General features: G+C 64.1%; 21 protein-coding genes and 2 pseudogenes. 12 read left to right on the forward strand and 11 right to left on the reverse strand.

Annotated features, from left to right (window positions below; genetic code table 11):
• Positions 1 to 4: 4 nt before the first annotated feature.
• Positions 5 to 1,363 (reverse strand): LLM class flavin-dependent oxidoreductase, encoded by a 1,359-nt coding sequence (locus NKL06_RS14095; protein ID WP_023694222.1) that lies wholly within the window; start codon positions 1,361 to 1,363, stop codon positions 5 to 7.
• A gap of 192 nt (positions 1,364 to 1,555) precedes the next feature.
• Here NKL06_RS14095 and NKL06_RS14100 point away from each other — a divergent pair, with 192 nt between their 5' ends.
• Entirely contained in the window at positions 1,556 to 3,358 is a 1,803-nt protein-coding gene (locus tag NKL06_RS14100; RefSeq protein WP_023694223.1) for a dipeptide ABC transporter ATP-binding protein, read from the forward strand.
• Positions 3,359 to 3,439: 81 nt separating this feature from the next.
• On the opposite strand, the pseudogene NKL06_RS14105 reads toward NKL06_RS14100, so the two are convergent.
• Positions 3,440 to 3,619, reverse strand: a pseudogene (locus NKL06_RS14105) (ATP-binding cassette domain-containing protein); the annotation flags it as partial.
• A gap of 140 nt (positions 3,620 to 3,759) precedes the next feature.
• Between NKL06_RS14105 and NKL06_RS14110 the strand changes: the two are divergent.
• From NKL06_RS14110 to NKL06_RS14130, 5 genes are read left to right on the forward strand one after another with little or no spacing between them, the layout of a single operon-like run.
• Positions 3,760 to 4,995 (forward strand): ROK family transcriptional regulator, encoded by a 1,236-nt coding sequence (locus NKL06_RS14110; protein WP_050587149.1) that lies wholly within the window; start codon positions 3,760 to 3,762, stop codon positions 4,993 to 4,995.
• 16 nt (positions 4,996 to 5,011) lie between these two features.
• Positions 5,012 to 6,091, forward strand: coding sequence for a Gfo/Idh/MocA family protein (locus tag NKL06_RS14115; protein WP_023694226.1), 1,080 nt, complete (start codon positions 5,012 to 5,014; stop codon positions 6,089 to 6,091).
• Positions 6,091 to 6,927 carry a sugar phosphate isomerase/epimerase family protein gene (locus tag NKL06_RS14120; RefSeq protein WP_023694227.1) on the forward strand — a complete coding sequence of 279 codons (837 nt, stop codon included), beginning with the start codon at positions 6,091 to 6,093 and terminating at the stop codon, positions 6,925 to 6,927. Before NKL06_RS14115 ends, NKL06_RS14120 begins: the two co-directional genes overlap by 1 nt.
• Positions 6,924 to 7,727, forward strand: a complete 804-nt coding sequence (locus NKL06_RS14125) for an alpha/beta fold hydrolase (RefSeq protein ID WP_023694228.1) — start codon at positions 6,924 to 6,926, stop codon at positions 7,725 to 7,727. The genes NKL06_RS14120 and NKL06_RS14125 overlap by 4 nt, the downstream gene beginning before the upstream one ends.
• On the forward strand, positions 7,724 to 8,617 hold the full coding sequence (locus NKL06_RS14130; protein WP_023694229.1) for an ROK family protein: 894 nt from the start codon (positions 7,724 to 7,726) through the stop codon (positions 8,615 to 8,617). The genes NKL06_RS14125 and NKL06_RS14130 overlap by 4 nt, the downstream gene beginning before the upstream one ends.
• A gap of 26 nt (positions 8,618 to 8,643) precedes the next feature.
• On the opposite strand, the gene NKL06_RS14135 is transcribed toward NKL06_RS14130, so the two are convergent.
• The 6 genes from NKL06_RS14135 to NKL06_RS14160 all read right to left on the reverse strand — a co-directional run bounded on the left by NKL06_RS14135 (position 8,644) and on the right by NKL06_RS14160 (position 15,444).
• Positions 8,644 to 9,642 (reverse strand): ABC transporter ATP-binding protein, encoded by a 999-nt coding sequence (locus NKL06_RS14135; RefSeq protein ID WP_023668840.1) that lies wholly within the window; start codon positions 9,640 to 9,642, stop codon positions 8,644 to 8,646.
• Positions 9,643 to 9,672: 30 nt separating this feature from the next.
• Entirely contained in the window at positions 9,673 to 10,734 is a 1,062-nt protein-coding gene (locus NKL06_RS14140; protein WP_023694230.1) for a Gfo/Idh/MocA family protein, read from the reverse strand.
• Positions 10,735 to 10,984: 250 nt separating this feature from the next.
• Positions 10,985 to 11,824: a carbohydrate ABC transporter permease gene (locus NKL06_RS14145; RefSeq protein WP_023668842.1), complete on the reverse strand. Its 840-nt coding sequence runs from the start codon at positions 11,822 to 11,824 to the stop codon at positions 10,985 to 10,987.
• Between the two features lie 227 nt (positions 11,825 to 12,051).
• Positions 12,052 to 12,981: a carbohydrate ABC transporter permease gene (locus NKL06_RS14150; protein WP_023694232.1), complete on the reverse strand. Its 930-nt coding sequence runs from the start codon at positions 12,979 to 12,981 to the stop codon at positions 12,052 to 12,054.
• A gap of 245 nt (positions 12,982 to 13,226) precedes the next feature.
• Positions 13,227 to 14,486, reverse strand: coding sequence for an ABC transporter substrate-binding protein (locus NKL06_RS14155; RefSeq protein ID WP_023668844.1), 1,260 nt, complete (start codon positions 14,484 to 14,486; stop codon positions 13,227 to 13,229).
• A gap of 1 nt (position 14,487) precedes the next feature.
• Positions 14,488 to 15,444 carry an N-acetylmuramic acid 6-phosphate etherase gene (locus tag NKL06_RS14160; RefSeq protein ID WP_023694233.1) on the reverse strand — a complete coding sequence of 319 codons (957 nt, stop codon included), beginning with the start codon at positions 15,442 to 15,444 and terminating at the stop codon, positions 14,488 to 14,490.
• A 199-nt stretch (positions 15,445 to 15,643) separates the two neighbouring features.
• On the opposite strand from NKL06_RS14160, the gene NKL06_RS14165 reads away from it, so the two are divergent.
• The 6 genes and pseudogenes from NKL06_RS14165 (at position 15,644) to NKL06_RS14190 (ending at position 22,749) form a co-directional block, all read left to right on the forward strand.
• Positions 15,644 to 16,522: a glucosamine kinase nucleotide-binding domain-containing protein gene (locus NKL06_RS14165; protein WP_023668846.1), complete on the forward strand. Its 879-nt coding sequence runs from the start codon at positions 15,644 to 15,646 to the stop codon at positions 16,520 to 16,522.
• The gene (locus NKL06_RS14170) at positions 16,519 to 17,301 is read left to right on the forward strand and encodes a GntR family transcriptional regulator (RefSeq protein WP_023668847.1); all 783 of its coding nucleotides are present in this window, start codon (positions 16,519 to 16,521) and stop codon (positions 17,299 to 17,301) included. Before NKL06_RS14165 ends, NKL06_RS14170 begins: the two co-directional genes overlap by 4 nt.
• Positions 17,298 to 18,329, forward strand: a complete 1,032-nt coding sequence (locus tag NKL06_RS14175) for an SIS domain-containing protein (protein ID WP_023694234.1) — start codon at positions 17,298 to 17,300, stop codon at positions 18,327 to 18,329. Before NKL06_RS14170 ends, NKL06_RS14175 begins: the two co-directional genes overlap by 4 nt.
• Positions 18,326 to 19,501 carry an N-acetylglucosamine-6-phosphate deacetylase gene (gene nagA, locus NKL06_RS14180; protein ID WP_023694235.1) on the forward strand — a complete coding sequence of 392 codons (1,176 nt, stop codon included), beginning with the start codon at positions 18,326 to 18,328 and terminating at the stop codon, positions 19,499 to 19,501. The genes NKL06_RS14175 and nagA overlap by 4 nt, the downstream gene beginning before the upstream one ends.
• A gap of 9 nt (positions 19,502 to 19,510) precedes the next feature.
• Positions 19,511 to 20,623 carry an NAD(P)/FAD-dependent oxidoreductase gene (locus NKL06_RS14185; RefSeq protein ID WP_023807713.1) on the forward strand — a complete coding sequence of 371 codons (1,113 nt, stop codon included), beginning with the start codon at positions 19,511 to 19,513 and terminating at the stop codon, positions 20,621 to 20,623.
• 72 nt (positions 20,624 to 20,695) lie between these two features.
• A pseudogene (locus NKL06_RS14190) lies at positions 20,696 to 22,749 on the forward strand (ABC transporter ATP-binding protein/permease).
• Positions 22,750 to 22,823: 74 nt separating this feature from the next.
• Here the strand turns inward: NKL06_RS14190 and NKL06_RS14195 are convergent.
• The 3 genes from NKL06_RS14195 to rpe form a co-directional block, all read right to left on the reverse strand.
• The gene (locus NKL06_RS14195; RefSeq protein WP_031208548.1) at positions 22,824 to 24,335 is read right to left on the reverse strand and encodes a malonate--CoA ligase; all 1,512 of its coding nucleotides are present in this window, start codon (positions 24,333 to 24,335) and stop codon (positions 22,824 to 22,826) included.
• 268 nt (positions 24,336 to 24,603) lie between these two features.
• Positions 24,604 to 25,341, reverse strand: coding sequence for a GntR family transcriptional regulator (locus NKL06_RS14200; protein WP_023694237.1), 738 nt, complete (start codon positions 25,339 to 25,341; stop codon positions 24,604 to 24,606).
• A gap of 494 nt (positions 25,342 to 25,835) precedes the next feature.
• Positions 25,836 to 26,513 (reverse strand): ribulose-phosphate 3-epimerase, encoded by a 678-nt coding sequence (gene rpe / locus NKL06_RS14205; protein WP_023694238.1) that lies wholly within the window; start codon positions 26,511 to 26,513, stop codon positions 25,836 to 25,838.
• Between the last annotated feature and the right edge of the window lie 306 nt (positions 26,514 to 26,819).

Below are 26,819 nucleotides of genomic sequence, written 5' to 3' on the forward strand. Positions count from 1 at the left end.
CAAGTCAGGATACGGCGCGCACATTGTCGCGCTGTTCGGTGAAGCGGTTGGCCGGCCGCGCCAGGCCGAAACGGTCCCGCAGCGTCCCCGGTGCATATTCGGTGGGGAATACGCCGCGGCGCTGCAGTTCCGGCACGACCTGCTCGGCAAAATTCACCCAGTCCTCGGGCAGAAGCGGGAACATCAGGTTGAAGCCGTCGGCGGCGCCGGCCTCGAACCAGTCCTGCAACTGGTCGGCGATCTGTGTGGGCGTGCCGACAACGGTCGGCACCGAACCGCTGTTAGCGAGCTTGCGGGCGATCTCGCGCAGAGTGAGGTTCTGCTTCGACCATTCCTTGACGCGGTTCAACGAAGTGCGGCCACCATTGAATGTGCTTTCGTCCGGCAGCGGCGGCAGCGGGCCGTCCGGCGGGAAGACTGAGAGATCGACACCGCTCCAGCTCGAGAGAAGGTCGATGCCAACGCGATCGGGAAGCAAGCTCTGCAGATGCTCTTGCCGCTCGCGTCCCTCTGCTTCGGAAGCTGCGACGATCGGCAGGATGCCCGGCAGGATCTTGAAGCTCTCGGGCTTGCGGCCATAACGGGCGAGGCGCTCGTTGATGTCCTGCCTATATTTGATGCCGTCTTCCTTGGTGCTGTAGATGGCAAAGTGCGCATCGGCGTGCGCGGTAGCGAAATTCTTGCCGTCTTCGGACGAGCCGGCCTGGACGATCAGCGGATGGCCCTGCGGCGGGCGCGAGACATTGAGCGGTCCGCGCACCTTGAAATGCGGGCCCTTGTGGTTGATCGCATGGACCTTGTCGGGATCGGCGAAATAGCCCGATGCCTTGTCGATAAGCAGGGCTTCGTCTTCCCAGCTGTCCCACAGTGCCTTGACGATATCGAGGAATTCGGTGGCGCGCTCATAGCGAAAGGCGTGCTCGATATTGCCGTCGCGGCCGAAATTGCGGGCCTCCTCGTCCATGGCCGACGTCACCACATTCCAAGACGCCCTGCCCTTGCTGATATGGTCGAGCGAGGCAAACATGCGGGCGACATTGTAGGGCTCGCTGTAGGAGCTCGAGGCGGTGGTGATGAGGCCGATATGCCTGGTCACGCCGGCAAGGGCCGCCAGCAGCGTCAGCGGCTCCAGGCGGGCATTGGCGTAGTGGGCGACGCCGCTTTGCACCGAATCCCAGATCGCGACATGGTCGGCGACGAAGATCGTATCGATCCTGGCGCGCTCGGCCGCCTGTACCAGGTCCCGGTAGAATTCGAAGTCCAGCACTTCGCGGCCCGGCGCGCGCGGATGACGCCACGACATGCGATGATCGCCCTGCGGATTGAAGAAAAAGGCGCTGAGGATCATGTGGTCCAGTGCCATGCCGGTCTCCTTCCAGAACTGCTTCAGACGACCGTCGCGATGCCTCGACGGGCCGCGACAATCTCTCCTGAGCGACGAAAGGTAGATTGCGCTCCAGCTTAATTCGAGTAATTTTATCGAGATTGTGCATTGTGAAAGCGGAAGCGATTGCCCTCGATGGCGGCGCTGGGAGAAAGTGGTTTCAAGGGCCCCATGTCGTCATCGGTTCTGAAGGTCGAACAGCTCACCGTCGCCTATGATGGGCGCCGGACATCGCATCCGGCCGTCAACGGTGTGTCGCTCACTATCGGCGAAGGCGAAGCACTCGGCCTTGTCGGCGAGTCCGGATCGGGGAAGAGTTCGGTGGCGCTCGCAATATTGCGCTATCTGCCGCGCAACGCCCGGGTCGCTGCGTCGGCGCTTGAGTTCCAGGGCCACGAGATCCGTGATCTCTCGCCCGAGCAGCTTCGCCGGCTGAGGGGAGACCGCATCGCAGCCGTCTACCAGCATCCGGGCGCGGCACTCAATCCGGCGATGACGATTGGCCGGCAGATCACCGAGACGATCATGCGGCATCGCCCGGTTCGCTCGGACGAGGCCCGCGGTCGCGCCGCCGAACTGCTCGGTCGCGTCAGGGTGAGCAATCCGGAGCGGGTGCTCGATCTTTACCCGCATGAACTATCCGGCGGCATGCAGCAGCGCGCCAACATCGCCATCGCCATCGCGCTCGACCCGTCGCTGCTGGTGCTGGACGAGCCGACGACGGCGCTCGACGCCAGCGTCCAGTCCGAGATCATCGCCATCCTGCAGGATTTGCGGCGCGACCACAAAACCAGCGTCTTGCTGATCAGCCACGACATCAACATGGTCCGCCGCGCCTGCGACCGGGTGGCCGTTATGCAGTCGGGGACGGTGGTCGAAAGCGGCATCGCCAACGATGTCTTCGAGAACCCTGTTCACGCCTACACCAAGGCCCTGATCGCCTCGATCCCGGCGCTCAACTTCACCAAGCGCGACGGCAGGCTGGCCGAGATGCACACAACCAGCCCGTCGAAGCCTGTCCGCAGCGATCAACCGGAAGCCGCACGTCCGATCGCCGTCGCCTGCAAAGGCATCAGCCACGCCTTCGGCTCCCAGGCCGTCCTGCACGATATCGACCTGGAGATAGCCCAGGGCGAGACGTTCGGGCTGATCGGCGAATCCGGCTCCGGCAAGTCGACATTGGCAAGGATCGTGACTGGCCTCCAGACGCCGGACGCTGGGTCGGTCGAGCTGTTCGGCAGCACTGTCGCGCCGCGCGTCGAGAAAAGAAGCCTGAGCGAACGGCGCGACGTGCAGATGGTGTTCCAGTCACCCGACCGCACGCTCAATCCGCGCCAGCGGATCGGCAGGATCCTCGGCCGTCCGCTGCGGCGGCTCGCCGGCTTTGGCCGCAGCGAGGTGAAGCAGCGTGTCGGCGATCTCCTGGCCTCGGTTCGTCTTGCCGCTACGACCGTCGACCAGAAGCCGAGATCGCTGTCTGGTGGCCAGCGCCAACGGGCGGCGATTGCGCGCGCCTTTGCCGGCGTGCCGAAGCTCGTGGTGTTGGACGAGCCGACCTCTGCGCTCGACGTTTCGGTGCAGGCGACCGTGCTCAATTTGCTCAACGACCTGCAGCGCGACAAGGACACCACCTATCTGTTCATCAGCCACGACCTAAGGGTGGTGCGCTATATGGCCGACAGGATCGGCGTGCTCTATCGCGGCCGGCTCGTCGAGACGGGGTCATCCGAGCAGATTTTCCGTGGCCCCCACCACCCCTACACGAAGCTGCTTCTGGCCGCCTCCTCGGATGAGACGGCGCCGAGGGCTCCGGCTCAGCTCCACGTCGCGGCACACGATGCCGAAACCTCCGGATGCTCCTTTGCCGCCCGCTGTCCTGTCGCGCTGCCCGATTGCCGAAAGGCGCAACCACCCGTCAGGCAGGCCGGCGACGGTCATCTGATCGCCTGCTGGAGGGACACAGGCAGTCTCTGATTGCGAAGCGGGCCGGCCCAACTGCAAGCCTGCCTTCGAAGAGATGTCCCCCGGCCGATGCGCCGGAGGACAGGCTTGGGAGGCGCCGGACGTCGGCTGGAAATTTCCGGCGATGGTTTTGACCAGCGTCGATTTGCCGGCACCATTGTCGCCCATCAGGCCGAGAACCTCGCCCTCATTGATGTCGAGCGACACATTGTCCAGCGCGCGGACGGCACCGAAATCCTTCACGATACGTTCGAGACGCGCTAGAACCGGCATCGCATCCTCCCATGCCAATTTGTAAGTTTCTGATACAAATCCTCGTTTGAAACTTGGGTCAATGGGCTTGGGGATGCTGAATATCTTTTTGCAATGCACCCAACCTTGGGTCTTTCAAACCGCCTAGAAATTCTATTAGTATGCAAATCAAACAAATTGTGGAGAACGACGTGCTGGTGTCGACCGATCTTCGGCCGAACGAAACGAGGGCACTTGCGGCGCTGTTTCGTGCCGGCGCGTTGAGCCGAGCGGCGCTCGCACGCGATCTCGGCCTGACCCGGTCGACCACCGGCGCCCTGGTGCTGGGGCTGACCGAAGCCGGTCTGGCGCGCGAGCGGTCGGATGGAACGGATGACGAGCAGGATAGCGAGGGTCGGGTCGGCCGTCCCGGTATCCTGGTCGAGATCGAAGGCAATGGCGGCTTCTTCCTTGGCGCTTATATCGGCGTCAACTGGATCGCAGTCGTGACTGTCGACCTTGCCGGCGCGCGGCGTGCGAGCGCCTCTAGGGCATTTGCCGGCCCCGGTAGCACGCCCGAAGCCGCGGTCGACATCATCAAGGAGCTCGTTGCCGAGATCCGGTCGCAATTGCCTGAAGGCACGCGCCCCTACGGGCTCAATGTCGCCGTGCCCGGCTTCCCCGCAGCTGATGGCGTCTCATACCATGCCACCATCCTTGGCTGGCACGGGGTCAATCTAGCGGAGCTTTTGGGCAATGCCTTTGGCGACGATTTTCCGATCCTCTTGGAAAACGATGCCAATGCCGTGGCGGTGGCCGAGACATACCGGTCGCGGCCAGGAAAGGACGACGAGGATGCTCTGGTCATCCTGATCGAAAACGGCGTCGGCGGCGGCATCATCAATGCCGGCAGGCTGCATCGCGGCCGACTCGGCGGCGCCGGCGAAATCGGTCATCTGCGCATCGGCGACGAAGGTTTTGTCTTCGACGCGAAGCGCCCGGGGCGGCTGGAATCCTATGTCGGCAAAGATGCGTTGCTGGCTCGCTATTTGCACATAAGCGGACTGCGCGCCGGCGTGGATGAGTTTGTCGCGGCGCTTGCCGGCGGCGATCCGGCAGCCGTCGCCACCGCGCGCGACTGGGCGCTCTGGTTCGGCCGCGGCCTGGCGACGCTCACCTGCACCTTGCAGCCGGAGCGCATCATCCTCTCGGGCTCGGTCAATGCCGTCTATCCTTTCGTCGCTGAGCAGGTCGAGGCTTTCCTGTCGGACTTCCTCGCCGAAGGCTATCCCGTTCCCCGGATCGAACTGGCGCGCGTCCGCGCCGACGGTCCGGCATTGGGCGCTGCCTGCCTGCTGCATCAGGCAGCTTTGTCGGGCGATCCGCAATTTCAACTTCGCGGCCTCGCCGCGCGCTAATCAGGAGAAAGATTCCATGCCTCGCAAAGATGAAAAGCGGCTGCGTGTCGGCGTGCTCGGCTGCGGTCCGATTGCGCAGGCGGCGCATTTCGAATCCTGCACCAAGGCGCGCAATGCCGATCTCTATGCCATCTGCGATGTCGCCGACGATCTGCGCGACAGGATGGCGGCGACCTACGCGCCCGAAAAATCCTATGCCGACTATGGCCAGATGCTGGCCGATCCCGACCTCGATGCCGTCATCATCGCGACATCGGACACGTTCCACGTCAAGGCCACGGAACTGGCGCTGGATGCCGGCAAGCACGTGCTGTGCGAGAAGCCGCTGGGCGTTTCGGTCGAGGAAGTCGAAGGCTTGCGGGCGGCGGTCGACAGGAGCGGCAAGGTGCTCCAGGTCGGTCATATGAAGCGCTTCGATCCCGGCATCCAGGCGGCCAAGGCCTTCGTCGACGACGAGATGGGTGAGCGGCTGGCGTTCAAGGGCTGGTATTGCGACAGCACCCATCGCTACCCGATGACCGATGCGGTCCAGCCGCTGATCATCACCAGCACCAAGGCGCGCAAGCCTTCCGTCAATCCCAAGGCGGATCTGCGCCAGTATTACATGCTGGCGCATGGCAGCCACCTCATCGACACGGCGCGCCATCTGCACGGCCCAATCGAGGCGGTCGAGGCCCGGCTCACCGAGCGCTACGGCGCCTATTGCTGGTTCATCACCACCATCTTCGCCGACGGGTCGGTCGGCCATCTCGACCTGACGGTTGCCGTGCGCATGGACTGGCACGAAGGGTTTCAGATCTATGGTCAGAACGGCAGCGTTCTCGCGAAGACCTATAACCCCTGGTACTACAAGAGCAGCGAGGTCGACATTTTCCGCGAGGCCGATGGCAGCTGGCATCGCACGCTTGGCGCAGACGGTCACTTCTATCGCCGCCAGCTCGAAGGCTTTGCCGATGTCGTGCTGAATGGCGCGCCCATGGTTGGCGCCGGCATAGACGACGGCATCGCATCGGTCAGGGGGATGGCGGCCATCGCCCGCTCCGCCGCTGCCGGCGGCCGCGCCGTCCGCCTCGCCGACGTCGACGGGGTCGTGTGATGCAGCTTGGGATCTTCGCCAAGACCTTCACCACCACCGGCGCCTTGCCGGTTCTGCGCGCGGTCGCGGACGCCGGCTACGCGGCGGCGCAGTTCAACCTGGCGTGCCTTGGACTGCCGTCGATGCCGGACAGCATCGAGCCGGATGCGGCCCGATCCGTCGTTGAGGCGAGCCGCCAGACCGGTGTTTCGATTGCAGCAGTGTCTGGAACCTACAACATGATCCATCCCGATCGCAGGGTTCGCGATCAGGGACTCGCCCGGCTCGAGGTACTGGCTGCGTCATGCGCTGACATGGGCACGCGGCTGATTACGCTGTGCACCGGCACCAGGGATGCTGAGGATCAGTGGCGCTGGCATGCCGACAATGCCACTGACGCCGCCTGGAGCGATCTTCGGGTGGAGATGGAAGCCGCGATCGCGATTGCCGAGCGCTTCGACATCGAGCTTGGCATCGAACCGGAACTTGCCAATGTCGTCTCCAGCGCGCGGGCCGCACGCCGCCTGCTCGATGAGGTGAACAGCAAGCGCCTGCGCATTGTGCTCGACCCGGCCAATCTGTTCGAAGTGGCTGACAGCGCGGAGCGTCATCGCCTGATCGACGAGGCCGTCGACCTGCTGGCCGCCGAGATCGGCATGGCCCATGCCAAGGACCGCCATGCCGACGGCAGTTTTGCCGCCGCCGGACAGGGCGTTGTCGACTTCCCGCATTTCATTAGCCGCCTTCAAGCTGCCGGGTTCGACGGCCCCCTGATCACGCACGGCCTGATGGAGGCCGAGGCGCCCGGCGTGGGCGCCTTCCTTCGCTCTGCGCTCGAAGAAAGCGGAAGAGCGTGAAACAGACCTTCAGCCGCGACGGTGCCGACCTTGCTTACCGGGACGTCGGCGCCGGCTTCCCCGTCATCTTTCAGCATGGGCTGGGCGGTGATGAAGCGCAGGTCGCCGACGTGTTTCCCGACCTGCCGCAGACACGGCGGGTGACGCTCGAATGCCGTGGCCAGGGTGGATCCGGCTACGGGCCGGTCGAGCGGCTTTCGATTGCGACTTTTGCTGAAGATGTCGAAGCGCTCGCCGACGATCTCGGCATCGGTCCGGCCGTCGTCGGCGGCATTTCGATGGGTGCGGCGCTGGCGCTGCGCCTGGCAGTGCATAGGCCGGCCCGTGTGCGCGCTTTGGTGCTCGCCCGGCCCGCCTGGGTAGCCCAGGCGGCTCCGGAAAATATGAGGCCCTATGCCGTCGTCGGCGATCTCTTGATGCGGCATTCGCCTGAAGACGCCAGGCGTCTGTTCGATGACAGCGCTGTTGCCGGCGAACTGGCCAGATTGGCGCCGGACAATCTCGGCAGCCTGCAAGGCTTCTTCACTCGCCCGGACCCGGTTCTGTTCGGCAGGCTGCTTTCGGCGATCGCCGGCGATGGTCCCGGCGTGAGCGAGGCGGACATCCGCGCTATCGCGGTGCCGACTCTTGTCATCGGCCATGACCATGACCTCGTCCATCGCCTGGCCGACGCACAGACGCTGGCCGGACTCATTCCGTCGGCCCGGCTTTGCACCATCACAGCCAAATCGCAGGATCGCGCCGCCTACCGGCTGGAATTCCGCGCCTGTCTTTCGGAATTCCTGGAACCGCTGGCATGACGCATCAAACGATGGACGACACGATCGCCGTGGTCGAGATCGGCGGCACGTCGGTCAAGGTTGGCTTTGCCGACCACGGCATCCCGGTGGATTTTGCCCGCACCTACCCGACCGCGCAACTGCGCAAGGGCGCGCCGGTGGCGGGGTTGGCCGATGCGGTCACCGCAGCCTGCCGCGATGCCGGGCTCAAACCTGCACGGGTCGTTGCGACGGTGCCTGGGTTCATCGACCGCGACTTCGACACGGTGCTGCACACGGCCAACATTCCCGAGCTGAACGGCATCCGGCTGGGTACGGAACTGGCATCGCGGCTCCGCGTTCCCGTGCGGCTCGAACGCGACGTCGTGCTGCAATTGCTCGGTGAAAGCGTCGCCGGCGCAGTGAAGCGGCAAAAGGAAGTGCTGGCGGTCTATCTCGGCACCGGCATCGGTGCGGCCTATCTCGGCAAGGACGGCATTTTCAGGGGCGGCGGCTGGGCGCTCGAGATCGGCCATATGCCGATCTACCGGCCTGACGAAAGCGGTCCGCCAAACCGCGTCGAGACCTATGCCTCAGGGGCAACGCTCGTCGAACTCGCGACAGACTACGATATCCCGGTGGCCGATCTGTTTTCGGCGGCCGGGCAGCCGCCATCGCTGCGCGAATGGCTCGACGAAATCGTCTGGCAGCAGGCGGTGGCCGTCGCAACCGCAGCCGCCCTGTTTTCCCCGCAGACGATCCTGATCGGCGGCGGTATCGTCGACATGAAGTCCTATCCCCGCCAGACGCTCAAGCAGCGCATCGCGGACAGCCTGCCGCATTCGCTTGTTGTAGAGCCTCTGGACATACGCTGGGCGGCCCTGGGCTGGCAGGCGGCGATCCATGGCGCGGTGCTGCTCGGCGCGGTGTGATCGCCGTGGTTGCTGTCGGCGAAGGATTACTTGATCGTCTTGCCGTCCGCCCCAAACCGGTATGTCTTACCCGGCTCGGGCGTTGCATACAGCGTCGCACCGGGCTCGGCGTCGTAGACACCGAAAATGCGCACCGTGATCAGCCCGGCCTTTTCGCAGTCGAGATAGAGGTTGGTGTCGGCGCCGAGATGTTCGGCGTGCACCACCGTTCCCTTCCAGGCACCGGACCTTGGATCCACGGTCAGATGCTCCGGCCGCACGCCGATCGTCTTGGCCGTCTCGCCCAATCTGGCGCCGTCGATGAAATTCATCTTCGGCGAACCGATAAAGCCGGCGACGAACTCGTTTGCCGGCGAATTGTAAAGCTCCATCGGGCCGCCGATCTGCTCGATCTGGCCGGCGTTGAGCACGACGATCTTGTCGGCCAGCGTCATCGCCTCGACCTGATCATGGGTGACGTAGATCATCGTTGCCTTCAGCCGGCGATGCAGCTGCGCGATCTCGAGCCGCGTGTTGACGCGAAGCGCTGCATCGAGGTTCGACAAGGGCTCGTCGAAGAGAAACAGTTTTGGCTCACGCACCACGGCGCGGCCGATGGCGACGCGCTGGCGCTGGCCGCCCGACAGTTCCGCCGGCCGCCGCTCGAGATACGGTTCCAGCGACAGCATCGACGAGGCGACGCCGATGCGGCGTTCGATCTCCGGGGCGGGCGTGCCGGCCTGCTTGAGGCCGAGGCCCATATTGTTCTTCACCGTCAGATGCGGGTAGAGCGCGTACGTCTGGAACACCATGGCGATGCCGCGTTTTGCCGGCGGCGTGGCCGAGACATCGGCGCCGTCGATCACCACCCTGCCGGAGGTCGAATCCTCCAGCCCGGCGATGACCCTGAGCAAGGTTGACTTGCCGCAGCCAGATGGGCCGACGAAGACGACGAATTCGCCGTCGGTCACTTCGAGGTTGATGCCTTTCAGCACCTCGACCGGCCCGAAGGCCTTCTTCACATTCTCGATTACCAGCGAGCCCACGGCTTCGTCCTTGTTCTAGAGTTTGCCCTACTAGAGCTTAACTGGGGCGCCGCTGCGCACGCTCTCATCGGCGGCAAGGCAGACGGCGAGCGATTTCACCGCGTCGTCCATGTGGCGGGTCAGGTCGATGTCTTCCCGGATCGCCTTCAGCACGAAGGCCTGTTCGAGGTCACAGAGGTCCTGGTGGCCGGGTTCGCCTTCCATGGACAGCATCTCGTCCGGCCTGGCGAACTTGCCGTCCGCGCCGGTCGCCGCACTGTGCAGGCGGATGGTCGAGGTCTTGGTGTGGGTGTCGATGTCGTCCGACTTCACACCTTCCTTCATGACGATCGACACGCAGCCATTGGGCGACATCACGTCCTTCACGAAGAACGCCGTTTCCGAAATCATCGGTCCCCAGGCAGCTTCGTACCAGCCGACCGAACCGTCATCGAACAGCACCTGCAGATGGCCGTAATTGTACATGGTCGGCGCGATTTCCTCGGTCAGCCGCAGCCCCATGCCGCGCACCTCGACCGGCTTGGCGTCGGTGATCTGCAGCATGACGTCGAGATAGTGCACGCCGCAATCGACGATTGGCGAGGTCGTCTGCATCAGTTGTTTATGCGTCTGCCAGGTCGGGCCTGACGATTGCTGGTTGAGGTTCATGCGAAACACGTAAGGGCCGCCGAGCTTGCGCGCCTCGGCGATCAGCCTGACCCAGGACGGGTGGTGGCGCAGGATGTAGCCGATCACCAATTTCTTGCCGTTAGCCTTGGCCGCGGCGACGACGCGCTTGGCGTCGGCGACCGTCGTTGCCAGCGGCTTTTCGACAAAGACATGGCAGCCGGCCTCGAATGCCTTCACCGCATAGTCGGCATGGCTGTCGGAATAGGTGGCGATGCAGGCAACATCCGGCTTTTCATCGCGCAATGCATCGTCGAAGGAACGACAGATGTCATAGCCCGACAGCCCGCCCGGTAACAGCACGTCGGAGCGGTTGATCAGGGCCGCGATCTCGAAGCCCGGATTAGTGTGGTAGGCCAGCGCATGGCTACGCCCCATATTACCGAGGCCTGCTACGACGACGCGAAGGGGCGATTTAGAGGTCACCTAACTACTCCAGACGTTCCAGTTATTCCTTCTGAGAGGGTGTCACCCCACCCGGCGCTTCGCGCCGACCTCCCCATCGAGGGGAGGTAGGACGTTGGCGCGAACACCCTCACTGCCAAAGAAGCTTCTCCGAAAGTCGCCCTTTGGCGGTCGTGAATGAAGCCACGACCTTTTACCTCCCCTTGATGGGGAGGTCGGCGCGCAGCGCCGGGTGGGGTGAAGGCGCCAGCTGAGATTTGTAGGGCTCCGCTCACTTGACGGCTCCGGATGTGATGCCGCGGATCAGCTGCCGCGAGAAGATGACGTAGAGGGTCAGCACCGGCATGATCGCCAGCGAGAGTGCGGCCAGGATGGCGTTCCAGTTGGTGACGAACTGGCCGAGGAACAACTGCGCGCCGAGCGTCACCGTCTTGGTCTCTTCCGACGGCGCCAGGATCAGCGGGAACCACAGATCGTTCCAGATCGGGATCATGGTGAAGACGGCGACCGTCGCCATCGACGGCCGCACCAGCGGCAGCACCAGCCGAAAGAAGATCGTGTATTCCGACAGCCCGTCGATGCGGCCGGCATTCTTCAGATCGTCCGACACCTGCTTCATGAATTCTGACAGGATGAAGACGGCGAGCGGCAGGCCTTGCGCGGTGTAGACAAGGATCAGCGCCGTCAGCGTGTTGACCAGCCCGCTCGCCACCATCAATTGCAGGATGGCGACGGTGCCGAGCCGGATCGGGATCATGATGCCGAGCGCGAGGTAAAGCCCCATCAGCGTGTTGCCGCGAAAGCGGTATTCCGACAACGCGAACGCCGCCATCGCGCCGAACAGAAGCACGAAGAACAGCGAGGCGACGGTGACGACGAGGCTGTTCTGAAAATAGTGGATGAAGTCGCCCTGCCCGATCACGGTGGTATAGCCGATCAGGTCGAAGGTTTTTGGCGTCGGCGGCGTCAGCGGTTCGCTGAAGATGCCGGCGCGTGACTTGAACGAATTCATGATGACCAGGATCACCGGAAACAGCGCGATCGCCGTATAGGTCAGAAGGATCGCGTGGGCGCCGATGGTGCGGGGCAGCGAACGGGTGGCGGTGCTCATTGGAAGGTCTCCTGACGAGCGATGACTGTTGAGGTCGGCACCAAGGCACCCCCCTCTGTCCTGCCGGACATCTCCCCCTCAAGGGGGAAGATTGGCAGCTTGAGGCTCGGCGCCTCTTCTCCAACGCTGGAGATTTGCGAAGCCAATGGTGCCATCCAATCTCCCCCTTGAGGGGGAGATGGCCGGCAGGCCAGAGGGGGGTGTTTAGCCGTAACATGTCTGCCCCTCTAAAACTGGTAGCGACGCAGGCGCGTCTGGACGAGGAACAGGTAGACGCAGACGCCGCCGAGGATGATCAGGAACATCATCGTGGCGATCGCCGCGCCCATATTGGGATCGCCGGTCTGCAGCTGAAAGCCGAAGAAGGCGCGGTAGAGGAAAGTGCCCAGAATATCGGTCGAATAGTTCGGGCCGGCGAGCGCCCCTTGCGCGGTGTAGATCAGGTCGAAGGCGTTGAAATTGCCGACGAAGGTCAGGATCGAGATGATGCCGATCGACGGCAGGATCAGCGGCAGCTTGATCTTCCAGAACTGCGACATGCCGGTGATGCCGTCACATTCGGCCGCCTCGATCACCTCTTCGGGGATCGACAGGAGTGCTGCATAGATCAGCATCATCGGAATGCCGACGAACTGCCAGACCGAGATCAGGCTGAGCGCGGTCAGGGCATATTGTTCCTTGCCCAGCCACGGCGTGAACAGGCTTTTCAGGCCGACCAGATCCATCAGATGCGGCGCCACGCCCCACAACGGCGACAGGATCAGTTTCCAGGCGAAACCGACGATGACGAAGGACAGGATGGTCGGCACGAAGATCGCGGTGCGGTAGAAGGCGGCGAATCTCAGCCTCGGGCTGGACAGCAATGCCGCCAGCATGACACCCATCGGGTTCTGCACCACCATGTGGATGATGAAGAACCAGGTATTGTTCCGCAGCGCGTTCCAGAAGCCGATCGACCAGTTGGGGTCGCCGAACAACGTACGGAAATTAGTGAAACCGACGAACACCTGATGCTGATCGACATTGCGGAACAGCGACAGCTGCAGCGTGCCGGCCAGCGGCAGGATCATGATCGCCGTATAGACCAGCAGCGCCGGCGCCAGGAAGACGCCGATATGCCAGCGGAACGGTCGTTTCGGTCGTGTTTGTGCGGCCATGAGTGCGGTCCCCGCCGATCAGGTTTAGCAATGCCTTCGACGGCAGCGCTGCCCCTCACCCTCACGCTCTCCCCGTGAAGGACGGGGAGAGGGGGCGCCTGCGTTTCGGCTGATCCTTCTCCCCGTCACTATACGGGGAGAAGGTGCCGGCAGGCGGATGAGGGGCGGCGCCGTCGTTCGCAGTCGATGATGCTGTCGAAAAACGCAGGGCCGTCCACTTGGGGCCCTGTCTGTTGTCTGAGCTCTTACTTGCCCGGCTTGTACCAGCTGTCGAGGCCGTCCTGCAGCTTCTTGGCGGCAGCTTCCGGCGTGTCGGTGCCATTGATGACGTTGGCCGATTCAACCCAGGTTTCGTTCTCGAGGTTCGGCGTGCCGCGCGACAGGATCTGGTAGGTCGAGCGGATCGTCGACTTGCACTTGTCGCGCCAGGAGACGAATTCCTGCGCCAGCGGGTCTTCCATCTTCACCGGGGTGGAATTTAGGCTGAAGAAGCCCGGCAGTGCGTTGGCGTAGATGGTGGCGAAGTCCGGCGAGGCGACCCAGGACAGGAAGGTCTTGGCCGCGTCGGCATTCTTCGACGCCGCATTCAGGCCCATGCCGATATCGGTATGGTCGGAGATGTAGCAGGTGTCGCCGGCCTTCTCGACCGGCGGCGGGAAGGCGCCCATCTTGAACTGCGCCTGGGTGTTGAACAGGCCGATCTCCCACGATCCCGCCGGGTAGATGGCGGCGCGGCCAAGCGTGAACAGGTTCTGGCTGTCCGGATAGGTCTGGGCCTCGAAGCCGTCGCCGAGATAAGGCTTCCACTTGGCCAGTTCCTCATAGGGAGCAACCCAGTCCTTGTCGGTCAGCTTCTGGTCGCCCTTGATCAACGCTGCGCGGCCCTCTTCGCCCTTCCAGTAGTTCGGACCGATGTTCTGATAGCCCATGGTCGCGGCTTCCCAGAGGTCCTTGGTGCCCATGGCCATCGGGATGTAGGTGCCGTCGGCCTTGATCTTGTCGAGCGCGGCGAAGAACTCGTCACGCGTCGTCGGCACCTTGAGGCCGAGCTTGTCGAAGGCGTCCTTGTTGTAGATGAAGCCGTGAATGACCGAGGCCATCGGCACGCAGAAGCTCGCCTTGCCGTCGTCGGTCTGCCAGGCGGCCTTGGCAACGGGCGAAAAGTTTTCCATGCCGGGCAGCGCCGACAGGTCGGCAAGGTTGCCCTTCTTGAACAGTTCGAGCGACTTGTCGAACGGGCGGCAGGTGATCAGGTCGCCAGCCGAGCCGGCGGCGAGCTTGGCGCCGAGTGCGGCGTCATACTCGGTCGGCGCCGACGGTGCGAACACCACTTTGATGCCCGGGTTCTTGGCCTCAAAAGCCGGGATCAGCTTGTCCTTCCAGATGGCAAGGTCGTCGCCGCGCCAGCTTTCGATATTGAGCGTTACGTCATCGGCGTGAGCCAACCCGGCGGTGCCGAGAATGCTGGTGCCGAGAAGCAGTGCCGTCAGTAATTTCGTTGTCATGCTAGTCTCCCTGTTGACCTTTTTCAGGTTCGGTTTTGAGAACAGGGGCCTTCGCGCCCTTGTTCCCCTCGATCGCGGAAAGGGCTGGCCGCAGCTTCTGGCCGGTCCCTTCCAGTATCTTCTCGGCCGCAACGGCGTTGGCAGCGCCGGCGGCGAGCAGAATGGCTGTCTTGACGACGCCGCCGCTCGCTTCGAGCAGCCGCACGGCGTCTTGCCGGTCGCGGCCGCTGATAGCGGCGACGATGCGAGCCGCGCGGTCGCGCAGCTTGATGTTGTCGGCGGTGAGATTGACCATGTAGCCGTCATGGACATGGCCGAGATGAATGGCGGTAAGCGTCGACAGCATGTTGAGCGCGATCTTCTGGGCAGTGCCGGCGCCCATGCGCGTCGAGCCGGCAATCACCTCCGGTGGCGTCTCGAGCAGGATGGCGACGTCGGCCAGCCTGAGCAGGGGCGTGTCCTTGTTGTTGGCAATGGCGATGGTTGCCGCGCCCCGGCTGCGCGCATCCTTCAGCGCCTGCACCGCATAGGGCGTCGAGCCGCTGGCCGAAATCGTGATCAGGCAGTCGCCCTTGCCGATGCCGGCGCCGGCAATTGCCGTCGAGGCTTCGTCGGTGTCGTCTTCCGGTCCGCCGGCCAGGGTCTTGAAAGCGTCGTCGCCACCGGCGATGAGGATGGCGATGCGTTCGCGCTTGATGCCGAAGGTGCCGGGCAACTCCAGCGCGTCGGCCAGCGCCATCAGGCCGGAGCTGCCGGCCGCAGCATAGGCGAGCTTGCCGCCGCCGTTCAGCCGCCCGGCGATGATTTCGGCTGCGGCGGCGATGGCGGGAATGGCGTCGCGCACAGCCTTGGCGGCCTCGATCTGCGCATTGACCAAAGAAGAAAGGATGGCGTCCGGGGCCTGGATGTCCAGTCCCTCGGCATTGCTGTGAAGCGCTTCGGTGCGCGGTTCGGCCATCCCTGTCCCTCCGATGGAAGAACAATACCAAAAAAATACCACTTGTCCACACGCATTAACGAAATTGCGAACTGGAAAGCGTTGAGCCGGCAAAATTCCCGGGTTTTTCAACCTGATACGCCTTAATCTTTTTGAAACGGAAATTAATCCCTTGGCTATTGGTATTTTATTGGTATTATCCGCCCGGAGGAGACATCGCGTGAAATTCGTGCTCGGTATCGACGGCGGCGGCACCAGCTGCAGGGCAGCCCTTGCGACAGGCGATGGCGTTGTCATTGGCCGTGCCAAAAGCGGCGCCGCCAACATCCGCACCGATCTCACCGGCGCTCGCACCCACATCGTCGAGGCTGCTCGTCAGGCCTTCATCGCCGCCGGGCAAGATCCGGACCTGATCCCGCAGACACCAGCCATTCTCGGCCTTGCCGGCGCCAATGTCGGCACCTACCGCCAGCAGCTTGAAGCAATCCTGCCGTTCAGCATCAGCCGCGTCGAGACGGACGCCGAGATCGCGCTCGAAGGGGCAGTCGGCTCTGGTGACGGCGCCATGGCCATCCTCGGCACCGGCACCGCCTATATGGCGCGCAAGGGCGGCACGTCGCGCGCCATCGGCGGCTGGGGCTTTCAGGTCGGTGATCAAGGCAGCGGCGCCCGGATCGGCCGCGACCTGCTGGAGCAGACGCTGCTCGCCCATGACGGCGTCCGGCCGCGCTCAGCCCTGACCGACAGCATGATGGCCATTTTCCGCAACAATCCCGAAGACGTGGTCGAGTTCACCACCAATGCCAAGCCCGGCGATTTCGGCGGCTTCGCGCCCAAGGTTTTCGAGCATGCCGAGAAGGGCGACAGCGTCGCCAACTGGATCGTGGACAAGTCGGTTGCCGATGTCGAGGCGTCGCTCCACGCGCTCGACCTCTCTGATGACGCCCCGCTCTGCCTGCTCGGCGGGCTGGCGCCGCTCTATGGGCCGCGCCTTTCCCAGCGCTACCAGGCGCTGCTGAAAGCGCCGCTCGACGATGCCCTGGGCGGCGCCGTGCAGATGGCGGCCCGCATCTTCGTCAAAGCGGAGGCGACGCGATGAGCGATGCCGCCGACCAGATCTTCGCCACGCTGAGGCAGTCGTCGCAGAGCGGCGCCCCGCTCTACCTGCAGCTCAGGAAAAGCATCGAGGACGCCGTCAATCGCGGCCTGATCGGGCCGGGCGATGCGCTGCCTTCCGAGCGCGACATCGCCACCAAGGCCGACATTTCGCGCGTCACCGTCCGCAAGGCGGTGCAGGACCTAGTCAAGGGCGGCATCCTCGTGCAGCGCCACGGCTCCGGCACCTTCGTGGCGCCGCGCATGGAGCGCGTCGAGCAGTCGCTGTCCAGGCTCACTTCATTCACCGAGGACATGGCAAGGCGCGGCATGGCGGTGCGTTCAGCCTGGCTCGACCGCGACCTCTACCCGCCCTCGCCCGACGAGATGATGGTGCTCGGCCTGTCCTCGAACGAGCTGGTGGCGCGCGTGGCGCGCCTGCGCATCGCAAACGACACGCCGCTGGCCATCGAGCGCGCCTCGTTGTCGGCCAGCGTGCTGCCGGATCCGGCCGGGATAGGCTCGTCGCTCTATGCGGCGCTGCAACTGACCGGCAACCGGCCGGTGCGGGCGGTGCAGCGCATTTCCGCCGCCAATCTCGGCGACGCCGATGCGCGTCTGCTCGAAGTGCCATCCGGCATTGCCGGCCTGCACATCGAACGCATTTCCTATCTCGCGAGCGGCAAGGTGATCGAGTTCACCCGCTCCATCTACCGCGGCGACGCCTATGATTTCGTCGCCGAACTGCGCCTGACAGGGCCGAGCGAAGAGGGCCGACCATGATCCCCAAGACCACCCATATGCGGCGCGAGATCGACGAAATTCCGCAAGCCGTCGCGCGTCTGCTCGATGGCTCGGCGGCGGTGCTGACCGAGGCCGGACGCGGCATTCGCGAGCGCGATCCGAGCTTCGTCGTTACCGTCGCGCGCGGTTCGTCCGACCATGCCGCCACCTTCATGAAATATGCCGTCGAACTGACCGCCGGCCTGGCCGTGGCATCGGTCGGTCCGTCGATCGCCTCGATCTACGGCGCCAAGCTCAAGCTCGCCGGTTCCGCTTGCCTCGCCATCTCGCAATCCGGCAAGAGCCCTGACATCGTCACCATGGCCGAGACGGCACGGGCCGGCGGTGCGCTCACCGTCGCCATCACCAACACCGCCGATTCGCCGCTGGCGCGGGCTTCGGATTTTGCCATCGACATTCTGGCCGGCCCCGAGCGCAGCGTCGCGGCGACCAAGACATTCGTCAATTCGGCGGTCGCCGGCCTGGCGCTGATGGCGCATTGCACCGGCGACGACAGACTGCTGGCCGCCCTTGCCCGCCTGCCCGAGCATTTCAGCAAGGCGATCGCCTGCGACTGGATGGCGCTGGCCGGCGCATTGGAGACGCCGCAATCGCTGTTCATCCTCGGCCGTGGCCCGTCGGCAGCGATGGCCGACGAGGCGGCGCTGAAATTCAAGGAGACCTGCGGCATGCATGCCGAGGCCTACAGTGCAGCCGAAGTCATGCACGGCCCGCTGGCGCTGGTCGGGCCAGGCTTCCCGGTGCTGGCGCTCGCCGCCCGCGATGCCTCCGAGCCGTCCGTGGCAGAGGCTGCCGACAACCTTGCCGGCAAGGGTGCAGCAGTTTTTGTAACCTCGGACAAAGCCAAGAGCGCGGCGCGGCTGCCGCATGTCGCCACCGGTCATCCCTTGACCGACCCGCTGACGCTGATCGTCTCCTTCTACGGCTTCGTCGAAGCCTTCGCCCGCCATCGCGGCCTCGATCCGGACGTACCGCGCAATCTGCGCAAGGTGACGGAAACCGTATGAGCGACCGTTTTGCCCTGACTGGCGCCCGAATTTTCGATGGCGACGACTGGCATGATAACGCCGCCCTTGTCGTGCACGGCGATGTGGTCGAAGGCATTCATCCCGTCGGCGCCATTCCGTCGGGCGTTGCCCGCATCGACGCCGGGGGCGGCATGCTGGTGCCGGGTTTTGTCGACCTGCAGGTCAATGGCGGCGGCGGCGTCATGCTCAACGACCATCCCGATGTCGCCTCGCTGGCAACAATCTGCCGGGCGCATGCGCCGTTCGGCACGACCGCACTGCTGCCGACGCTGATCACAGATACGCCTGACATCACCGGCGCGGCCATTGCCGCCGGCACCGAGGCGGCACGGCAAAAACTGCCGGGGTTTCTCGGCCTGCATCTCGAGGGACCGCATCTCTCGGTCGCCCGCAAGGGGGCGCATGACCCGGCTCTGATCCGGCCGATGACGGATGCGGATGAAGCGGCGCTGGTCGCGGCACGCAAAAACCTGCCGGTGCTGCTGACGACGATCGCGCCCGAATCCGTCGAGCCCGCCCGTGTTGCGGCTTTGGCCAAGGCCGGCATCGTCGTCAGCCTCGGCCATTCCGATACCGGCTATGCCACGGCCAGAGCCTTTGCCGACGCGGGCGCCAGCGTGGTCACACATCTGTTCAACGCCATGAGCCAGATCGGCAACCGTGAGCCGGGGCTGGCGGGTGCGGCCATCGACATAGGCAGTCTGTCGGCCGGGATCATTGCCGACGGCATCCATGTCGATCCCGCCACCATGGCAATCGCGCTGCGCGCCAAGCAGGGGCCGGGCAGGATCGTGCTGGTCACCGACGCCATGGCGACGATCGGCACCGACATGATGTCGTTCACCCTCAACGGCCGCATCATCTATCGCAAGGATGGCAGTCTGCGGCTGGCCGACGGCACGCTGGCCGGCGCCGATCTCGATATGATCTCGGCCGTCCGCTACATGCATAGGATCGTCGGGCTGGACCTGTCGGAAGCGTTGCGCATGGCCTCGCTCTATCCGGCGCAGGCGGTCGGCCAGGCCCACCGGCTCGGCCGCTTCGCCAATGGCACGGCTGCCGATATCGTCGCTCTGTCGGACGCCCTCGACGTCAACGGCGTCTGGATCGGCGGCGACAAGGTTTTTGCAGGCGCGGACAGTCCGCGCTAAAGTCCACCCATGCATGATGTCGACTGCGTTGTCGCCGGAGCCGGTGTTGTCGGCCTCGCCATTGCCCGCGCGCTGGCGCTGTCGGGCCGCGAGGTGCTGGTGGTCGAGAAGGCCGCAGCCATCGGCACGGGCACCAGTTCGCGCAATTCGGAAGTCATCCATGCCGGGCTTCATTATACGCCGGGCAGCCTGAAGGCCCGTCTCTGCGTCAACGGCCGCGAGCGTCTCTATGCCTTTTGCCGCGAGCACGACGTCGCCCATCATCGCACCGGCAAACTGATCGTTGCCGTCGAACCCGACCAGTTGGACAAACTGCAGGCGATCCAGATCAACGCGGCGCAATGCGGAGTCGGTGACCTCAAGCTTTTGACGCGCGCAGAGGCCGAAAGCCTGGAACCGGCGCTGAGCTGCGCCGGCGCGCTGCTGTCGCCGTCAACCGGCATCGTCGACAGCCAGGCGCTGATGCTGTCATTGCGTGGAGACGCGGAAGCGGCCGGCGCATCTTTCGCCTTGCTCACCGTTGTCTCAGGCGCGAGCATCGAAGCCGACGGCATCCGGATCGACACGCGCGACGCCGATGGCGAGGGTTTCACCTTGAAGACCGGCGCCTTCATCAACGCCGCCGGCCTCGACGCGCAGGCGCTCGCCGGCCGCATCGAAGGCCTCCCGCAAGACCGTGTTCCGCCGCTGTGGCTGGCGCGCGGCAATTATTTCGCGCTTTCCGGCCGCTCGCCCTTTTCGCGGCTGATCTATCCGGTGCCGGTCCATGGCGGCCTCGGCGTGCATCTGACCCTCGACATGTCGGGGAGCGCGCGCTTTGGCCCGGATGTCGAATGGATCGATCGCGTCGACTATACCGTCGATCCCGCACGAGGCGCTGCCTTCTACGACGAAATCAGGCGCTACTGGTCCGGCCTGGCGGACGGCGCCCTGCAACCGGCCTATGCCGGCGTCAGGCCGAAACTGTCCGGTCCGGGCCAGCCGGCCGCCGACTTCGCCATCCAGGGACCGGCTGACCACGGGGGCGGTCAGATCGTCAATCTGTTCGGCATCGAGAGCCCTGGCCTTACCGCCAGCCTCGCCATCGCAGAACATGTCGTTGGGCTTTTATATCCGCAATGACGGGCGTTTCCTGAAACGTCGGGCAGGCGCATACCATGAAACCTTTTGATATGGAGGTCGTTGTCGGGGCATATGTCCGAGGCAAAACCCAAATCGAAACCGGCCGACGGCATCGAAGCGCGCGATGCCACGAAGTCGCGTCGGGAAAAGCCGTCACGGCAAACGCGCGGAGATGGACCGCGCGAGGACACGCCGCGCGAGAAAAAAGCATCGGCCGCCGAAGCCGCGTCCGAGCCCGTTGGCGAGGCTGCGCCGCCGCCGGATGCCGTCGAACCCGATCCCAAGCTGACGCCCGAGCAGGCCGAGCAGGCGCGCAAAAAATATCTGCTGCGGCGTTTCTGGATCAGCGGGCGCGGCTATTGGGGGAGGCATGGCGACAAGCTCGCCTGGCCTTTGACGATCGGAGTGCTGCTGCTGATCTGCATCAACATCGGTTTCCAGTATGGCATCAACGTCTGGAACCGCTCGATGTTCGATGCCCTCGAGCAGCGCAACGCCCGCACGGTCTATCTCCTCAGCGCCGTATTCGTGCCGCTGGTGATCTGCAGCGGCAGCCTTGTCGTCGCGCAGGTCTATCTGCGCATGACGATCCAGCGCCGCTGGCGTTCCTGGCTGACCACCGGGGTCGTCGCGCGCTGGCTGGCAAACGGCCGCTACTACCAGCTGAACCTCGTGGGCGGCGACCACCAGAACCCGAGGCCCGCATGACCGAGGATCTGCGCATCGCCACCGAGTCGCCGGTCGATTTCACCGCCGGCGTCCTCAACGCGTTCCTGTCGGCCTCGACCTTTATCGTCGTGCTGTGGACCATCGGCGGCGCGCTCACCCTGCCGATCGGCCGTGAGAGCATCACCATTCCCGGCTTTCTGGTCATCACCGCGATCATCTATGCCGCCATCACCTCGACCTCGATGGTGGTCATCGGCCGCGACTTCGTCCAGCTCTCCGAGCGGAAGAACCAGGCGGAGGCCGAACTGCGCTACACGCTGACGCGCGTGCGCGAAAACGGCGAGAGCATCGCCTTGCTGGGAGGGGAGGACGAGGAGCGCAGCGGCATCGACAGGAATTTCGGCCATGTGCTGAGGCAATGGGCTCTGCTGACCGGACAGCACATGCGCACGGCGGCGGTGTCGCAGGGATCGAGCCTGTTTGCGCCGGTCGTGCCGATCCTTTTGTGCGCGCCAAAATTCCTCGAAGGCTCGATGACGCTTGGCGAGGTGATGCAGGCGGCGTCTGCCTTTGGCATCGTGCAAGGCGCGTTCGGCTGGCTGGTCGACAACTATCCGCGCCTCGCCGACTGGAACGCCTCCGCGCGGCGCATTGCCTCGCTGATGATGTCGCTCGACGGGCTCGAGCGCGCCGAGCAGAGCGATGCGCTCGGACGCATCAACCGGGGCGAAGCGGAAGACGGCGCCATCCTCAGCCTCGACAATCTTTCCGTGACACTCGACGACGGCACCTCCGTGGTCAAGGAAACCGAGGTCGTGATCGAGCCGGGCGAGCGGGTGCTGGTTTCAGGCGAATCCGGTTCAGGCAAGTCGACGCTGGTGCGGGCCGTCGCGGGCCTGTGGCCATGGGGCGGCGGCAGCGTCAATTTCCACACCGACAGGCGCCTGTTCATGCTGCCGCAACGCCCCTACATCCCTTCCGGAACGCTTCGCCGCGCGGTCGCCTATCCCGCGGCGGCGGACAAGTGGACCATCAAGCAAATCAAGGCTGCCCTCGACAAGGTGGGGCTTGGCTATCTCACCGGCAGGATCAAGGAAGAGGCGCCATGGGACCAGACGCTGTCGGGCGGCGAAAAGCAACGCCTCGCCTTCGCGCGCCTGCTGCTGCATCGCCCCGATATCGTGGTGCTGGATGAAGCGACTTCGGCGCTCGACGAGAAGAGCCAGGACACGATGATGTTGACGGTGATCCGCGAACTGCCTGACGTCACCATCATCAGCGTGGCGCATCGTGCGGAGCTCGAAGCCTTCCACAGCCGCAAGATCACCCTGGAGCGGCGGGAGGGCGGCGCCAAGCTCGTCAGCGATGTCGACCTCATCCCGCGCAAGCGCAAACGCAGCCTGCTGAACCGCGCTTTGTGGGGTTCCAGCACTCGGGTGAAAAAGCCGCGCAGGTAAAAGGCGCCACTGCCGAACCGCGAACAGAGATGTCCAGGCGAAGCGCTTGGGCAAAGACATTAGCCGGCTATGGATTAGCCGTAGAGACCCTTGTAGGTCTCGCGCAGCAGATTCTTCTGCACCTTGCCCATCGTGTTGCGCGGCAGCTCATCGACGAAGATCACCTGCTTCGGGTGCTTGTATTTGGCCAGCTGGCCGGCAATGGCGCCAACGATCTCGGCCCCGGTGATCCGCGATGCCGGCGCCCGCACCACGACAGCGGTGACGCCTTCGCCGAAATCGGGATGGGCAATTCCGATAACGGCACTTTCCAAGACGCCGGCAACGGCGTCGATCTCGCTCTCGATCTCCTTGGGATAGATGTTGTAGCCGCCGGAGATAATGAGATCCTTGCCGCGGCCGACGATGTAGACGTAGCCGTCCGCGTCGATGATGCCGAGGTCGCCGGTGATGAAGAAGCCGTCCTTCCGAAACTCCGCCTTGGTTATTTCCGGCATGCGCCAATAGCCGGAAAAGACATTCGGACCTTTGACCTCGATCATGCCGACTTCACCCTGGCCAAGCGCATCGCCGCTGTCAGGGTCGGTGATGCGCAGCGAAACGCCGGGCAGCGGGAAGCCGACCGTGCCGGCGCGGCGCTCGCCCTCATAGGGGTTCGACGTGTTCATGTTGGTCTCGGTCATGCCGTAACGCTCGAGGATTGCGTGGCCGGTGCGCTCGCGCCAGACCTTGTGCGTTTCGGCGAGCAGCGGCGCCGAGCCGGAAATGAACAGACGGATGTTCTTCGCCGCCGGGGCATCCAGCCCGTCCTGCTGCAACAGCCTGGTATAGAAGGTCGGCACACCCATCAGCACTGTCGCGCCCGGCAAGAGCGAGACGATGCGGCCGGCGTCGAATTTCCGCTCGAACAGCATCGAGGCTCCGGCCATCAGGGTGACATTGGTGGCGACGAACAGGCCGTGCGTGTGGAAGATAGGCAACGCGTGGATCAGCACGTCATCCCCGGTGAAGCGCCATTGCTCGACCAGCACGCGCGCATTGGAGGCCAGGTTTTCATGGCTGAGCATGGCGCCCTTGGAGCGTCCGGTGGTGCCGGATGTGTAAAGGATTGCGGCCAGATCGTCCGGCCCGCGCGCTACGGCGTCGAAATCCGTGGGCTGTTGTGCCGCCAGTTCGGTCAGCGAGCCCTCACCATTGCTGCCAAGCGTGACGGTGGCAGCACCCGACGCCTGCGCCAGGGGCGCGATAGCGCCGGCGCGGGCCGGGTCGCAGACGACCAGCCGCGGCTCGGCATCGCCGAAGAAATAGCCGAGTTCGGCCAGCGTGTAGGCGGTGTTGAGCGGCAGGAAGACCGCGCCGGCGCGCAGGCAGGCGAGGTAAAGGAAAATGCATTCGGGGCTTTTTTCGACCTGCACGGCAACGCGGTCGCCCGGCTCGACGCCGAAATGCCTCAGCGCATGTGCCAGCTGTGCCGATTGCGCCAGCGTGTCGCCATAGGCGATCAAGCGTCCGTCATCGGCCGCCATCAGGATGCGCTTGGAGGCTGAAATCCGGCTGCGGAACCCGTCGAACAGGTGATTGGTCATGCGCATTCCCTAGAGATGATGCCGAAAAGTGTGAAGCGGTTTTCGGAGGACATGCTCTACCCTTTGATTTAGCCGGATGATTTCAGGTCGATTCGGCCTGAAATCATCCGGCTCTAGCGCATGGCCTTGGAACAAAGGAAACGATTTCGCCTCCGTCCGGCAAAAACGTGAAATCGGGTTTGCCGCCGATCAGATGAAGGCAAGCGGACTTGGATAGCGGGCGATTTTGGATAGCGGGCGGATTTTGGATAGCGGACCGGAAGCGCTTCTATCTGCGGCTGCGCAGCGCCTTGGTGGCGCTCACGCGTGGATCGCCGCTGTCGTTGAAGCGCTCCATGCACATGGCTGCCGTCAGACGGTAGTGGTTGAGGAGGGCTTCAACGGCGCCGTCGGCATCGCCATCCACCGTGCGCTCCGCAATCAGCCGATGTTCACTGATTTCGTCGCGCTCGCTGCCGTCCTGGGAGATCAGCCGGTAACGGGAGGCCTGATCCGAAAGCTGGTCGCAAAAGCCGGTCAGCCAATGCGAGCGGCAGCCTGCGATCAGTGCCCGATGGAAGGCGCGGTGCAGCTTTTCCCATTCCGGATTGTTCGAGGACGGATCCTCCGGCAAGCGGCGCGGGGCACGCGCCAGGCGATGCAAGGCCAGCACGAGCTGCTCTTCCCATTCGCCGGTGCGGTTGGCAATGGATTCACGCAGCGCCCGCTCTTCCAGCCAGCAGCGGGTGCGCGTCAATTCCTCGAGTTCCGGGGCACTGACCGGCATGATGAAGAAACCGCGCTGGTCGTGGCGGCCGAGCAGGCCTTCCGAAGCAAGTCGGTTGAGGGCCTCGCGAACCGGTGAGGCGCCGGCGCCGTAACGGGAAACCACCCATTCGACACGAAGCTTGCTTTCACTTTCAAACACGCCGCGCAGGAGATCGTCGCGAAGCTGTTGATAGACCGTACTAGCGAGTGTGCTCTTGGGTCCCGCGCCTTCGCTCACATCGGCAGATCCGTAGGTCAATATGACTCCTGTAGCTCTCCCATGCTCCGCTAGCCCGTTCGCGAAGCAAACGATTTCCCCTGGAAAGTTACTGTAACTCCTAAGGCATCCGCCCCTCAAGCGAAAGATCACGATATTCGACTTAAAGAGGAAGGTTGACCGCATCTTATCCGCCGGAAGTAACTAAAATCGTGAAAAACTTGTTCTTCTGAAGAAAGTTTGTCTCCCTGCATGGCAGGCGCCCTCGAGAAACAGCTTCGAGATCCCGAATACGGATAATTTTTTCTTAACGCGCGTCATGCCGCCGGATTGACCTCTCCCCGCATGCAGATCCCTTCGGCAGTTATCCACTAGATTTATGGGCCAAAACTAGTGCCGGATGCCGCGATCCTGTCGCTTGCCGCGATGCCCTTGCGGCTGCCACCCGTTGACGGCCTTTTGGGAGATCGAAGGATCAGGCAGGGAGATCAGGCCGAGGAGAATCGACCAGCCGGGAACTTGCCCTGGAACTGATGTCAGCCGGCAGCCCGGTCGGCCGCGGTTCGGATGGCTTCTATATTGGCCCGGTAGGCTTCGACGCTGCCGCCCTTGAAGATGGCGGCGCCCGCCACCAGCACATCGGCGCCGGCTGATGTGACCAGGGGGGCGGTTTCCGGCGACACGCCGCCGTCGATCTCGATGCGAATCGGCCGGTTGCCGATCAGCGCTTTCACCCGCTTGACCTTGTCGACCATGGCCGGGATGAAGGCCTGGCCGCCAAAGCCCGGATTGACGGTCATGATCAGGATCAGGTCGAGCCGCTCGAGCACATATTCGATCGCACTTTCCGGCGTCGCCGGATTAAGCGATACGCCGGCCTTCTTGCCGAGACCCTTGATGGTCTGAAGCGAGCGGTCGAGATGCGGTCCGGCCTCGGCATGCACGGTCATGCCGTCGCAGCCGGCATCGGCAAAGGCGGCCAGATAAGGATCGGCCGGCGCAATCATCAGATGGCAGTCGAAGAAGGCCTTGGTGCGGTTGCGGATGGCCTTGATCACCGGCGGGCCGAAGGTGATGTTGGGCACGAAATGCCCGTCCATCACGTCGAGATGGATCCAGTCGGCGCCGGCCGCCGCCACCGCCTCGACCTCGTCGCCGAGCTTCGAGAAATCCGACGCCAGCACCGATGGCGCGATCAGGGTCTTCCTGCTCATGATGCGGCCCCTTTGGGCGCCCTGTTTGCGGGCGCGATCCAAACGTCTGCCTAGACCATGATCCCGAAAAGGGAAAGTCGGTATTTGCTGGCTAGGAGCGGACCGGCTGATGCCTTACCTGCTCGGCCTCGCTTCCGGTTGGCGAAAACAGAAAGGAGAGCTCAGACGGGAAAGACCGTCTCTTCCATGCTGACGTCGCTGGACGGCTTTATCGAGGGACCGTCGGGCGACAGCGGCTTGCTGGCGTCCGAGGAAGATTGCGCCGGCATTTCAACGACGAGATGCGGCGGACCCCGATCGCGCTGA

It is taken from the genome of Mesorhizobium sp. C268A, from assembly GCF_040324475.1.
Lineage (GTDB): Bacteria > Pseudomonadota > Alphaproteobacteria > Rhizobiales > Rhizobiaceae > Mesorhizobium.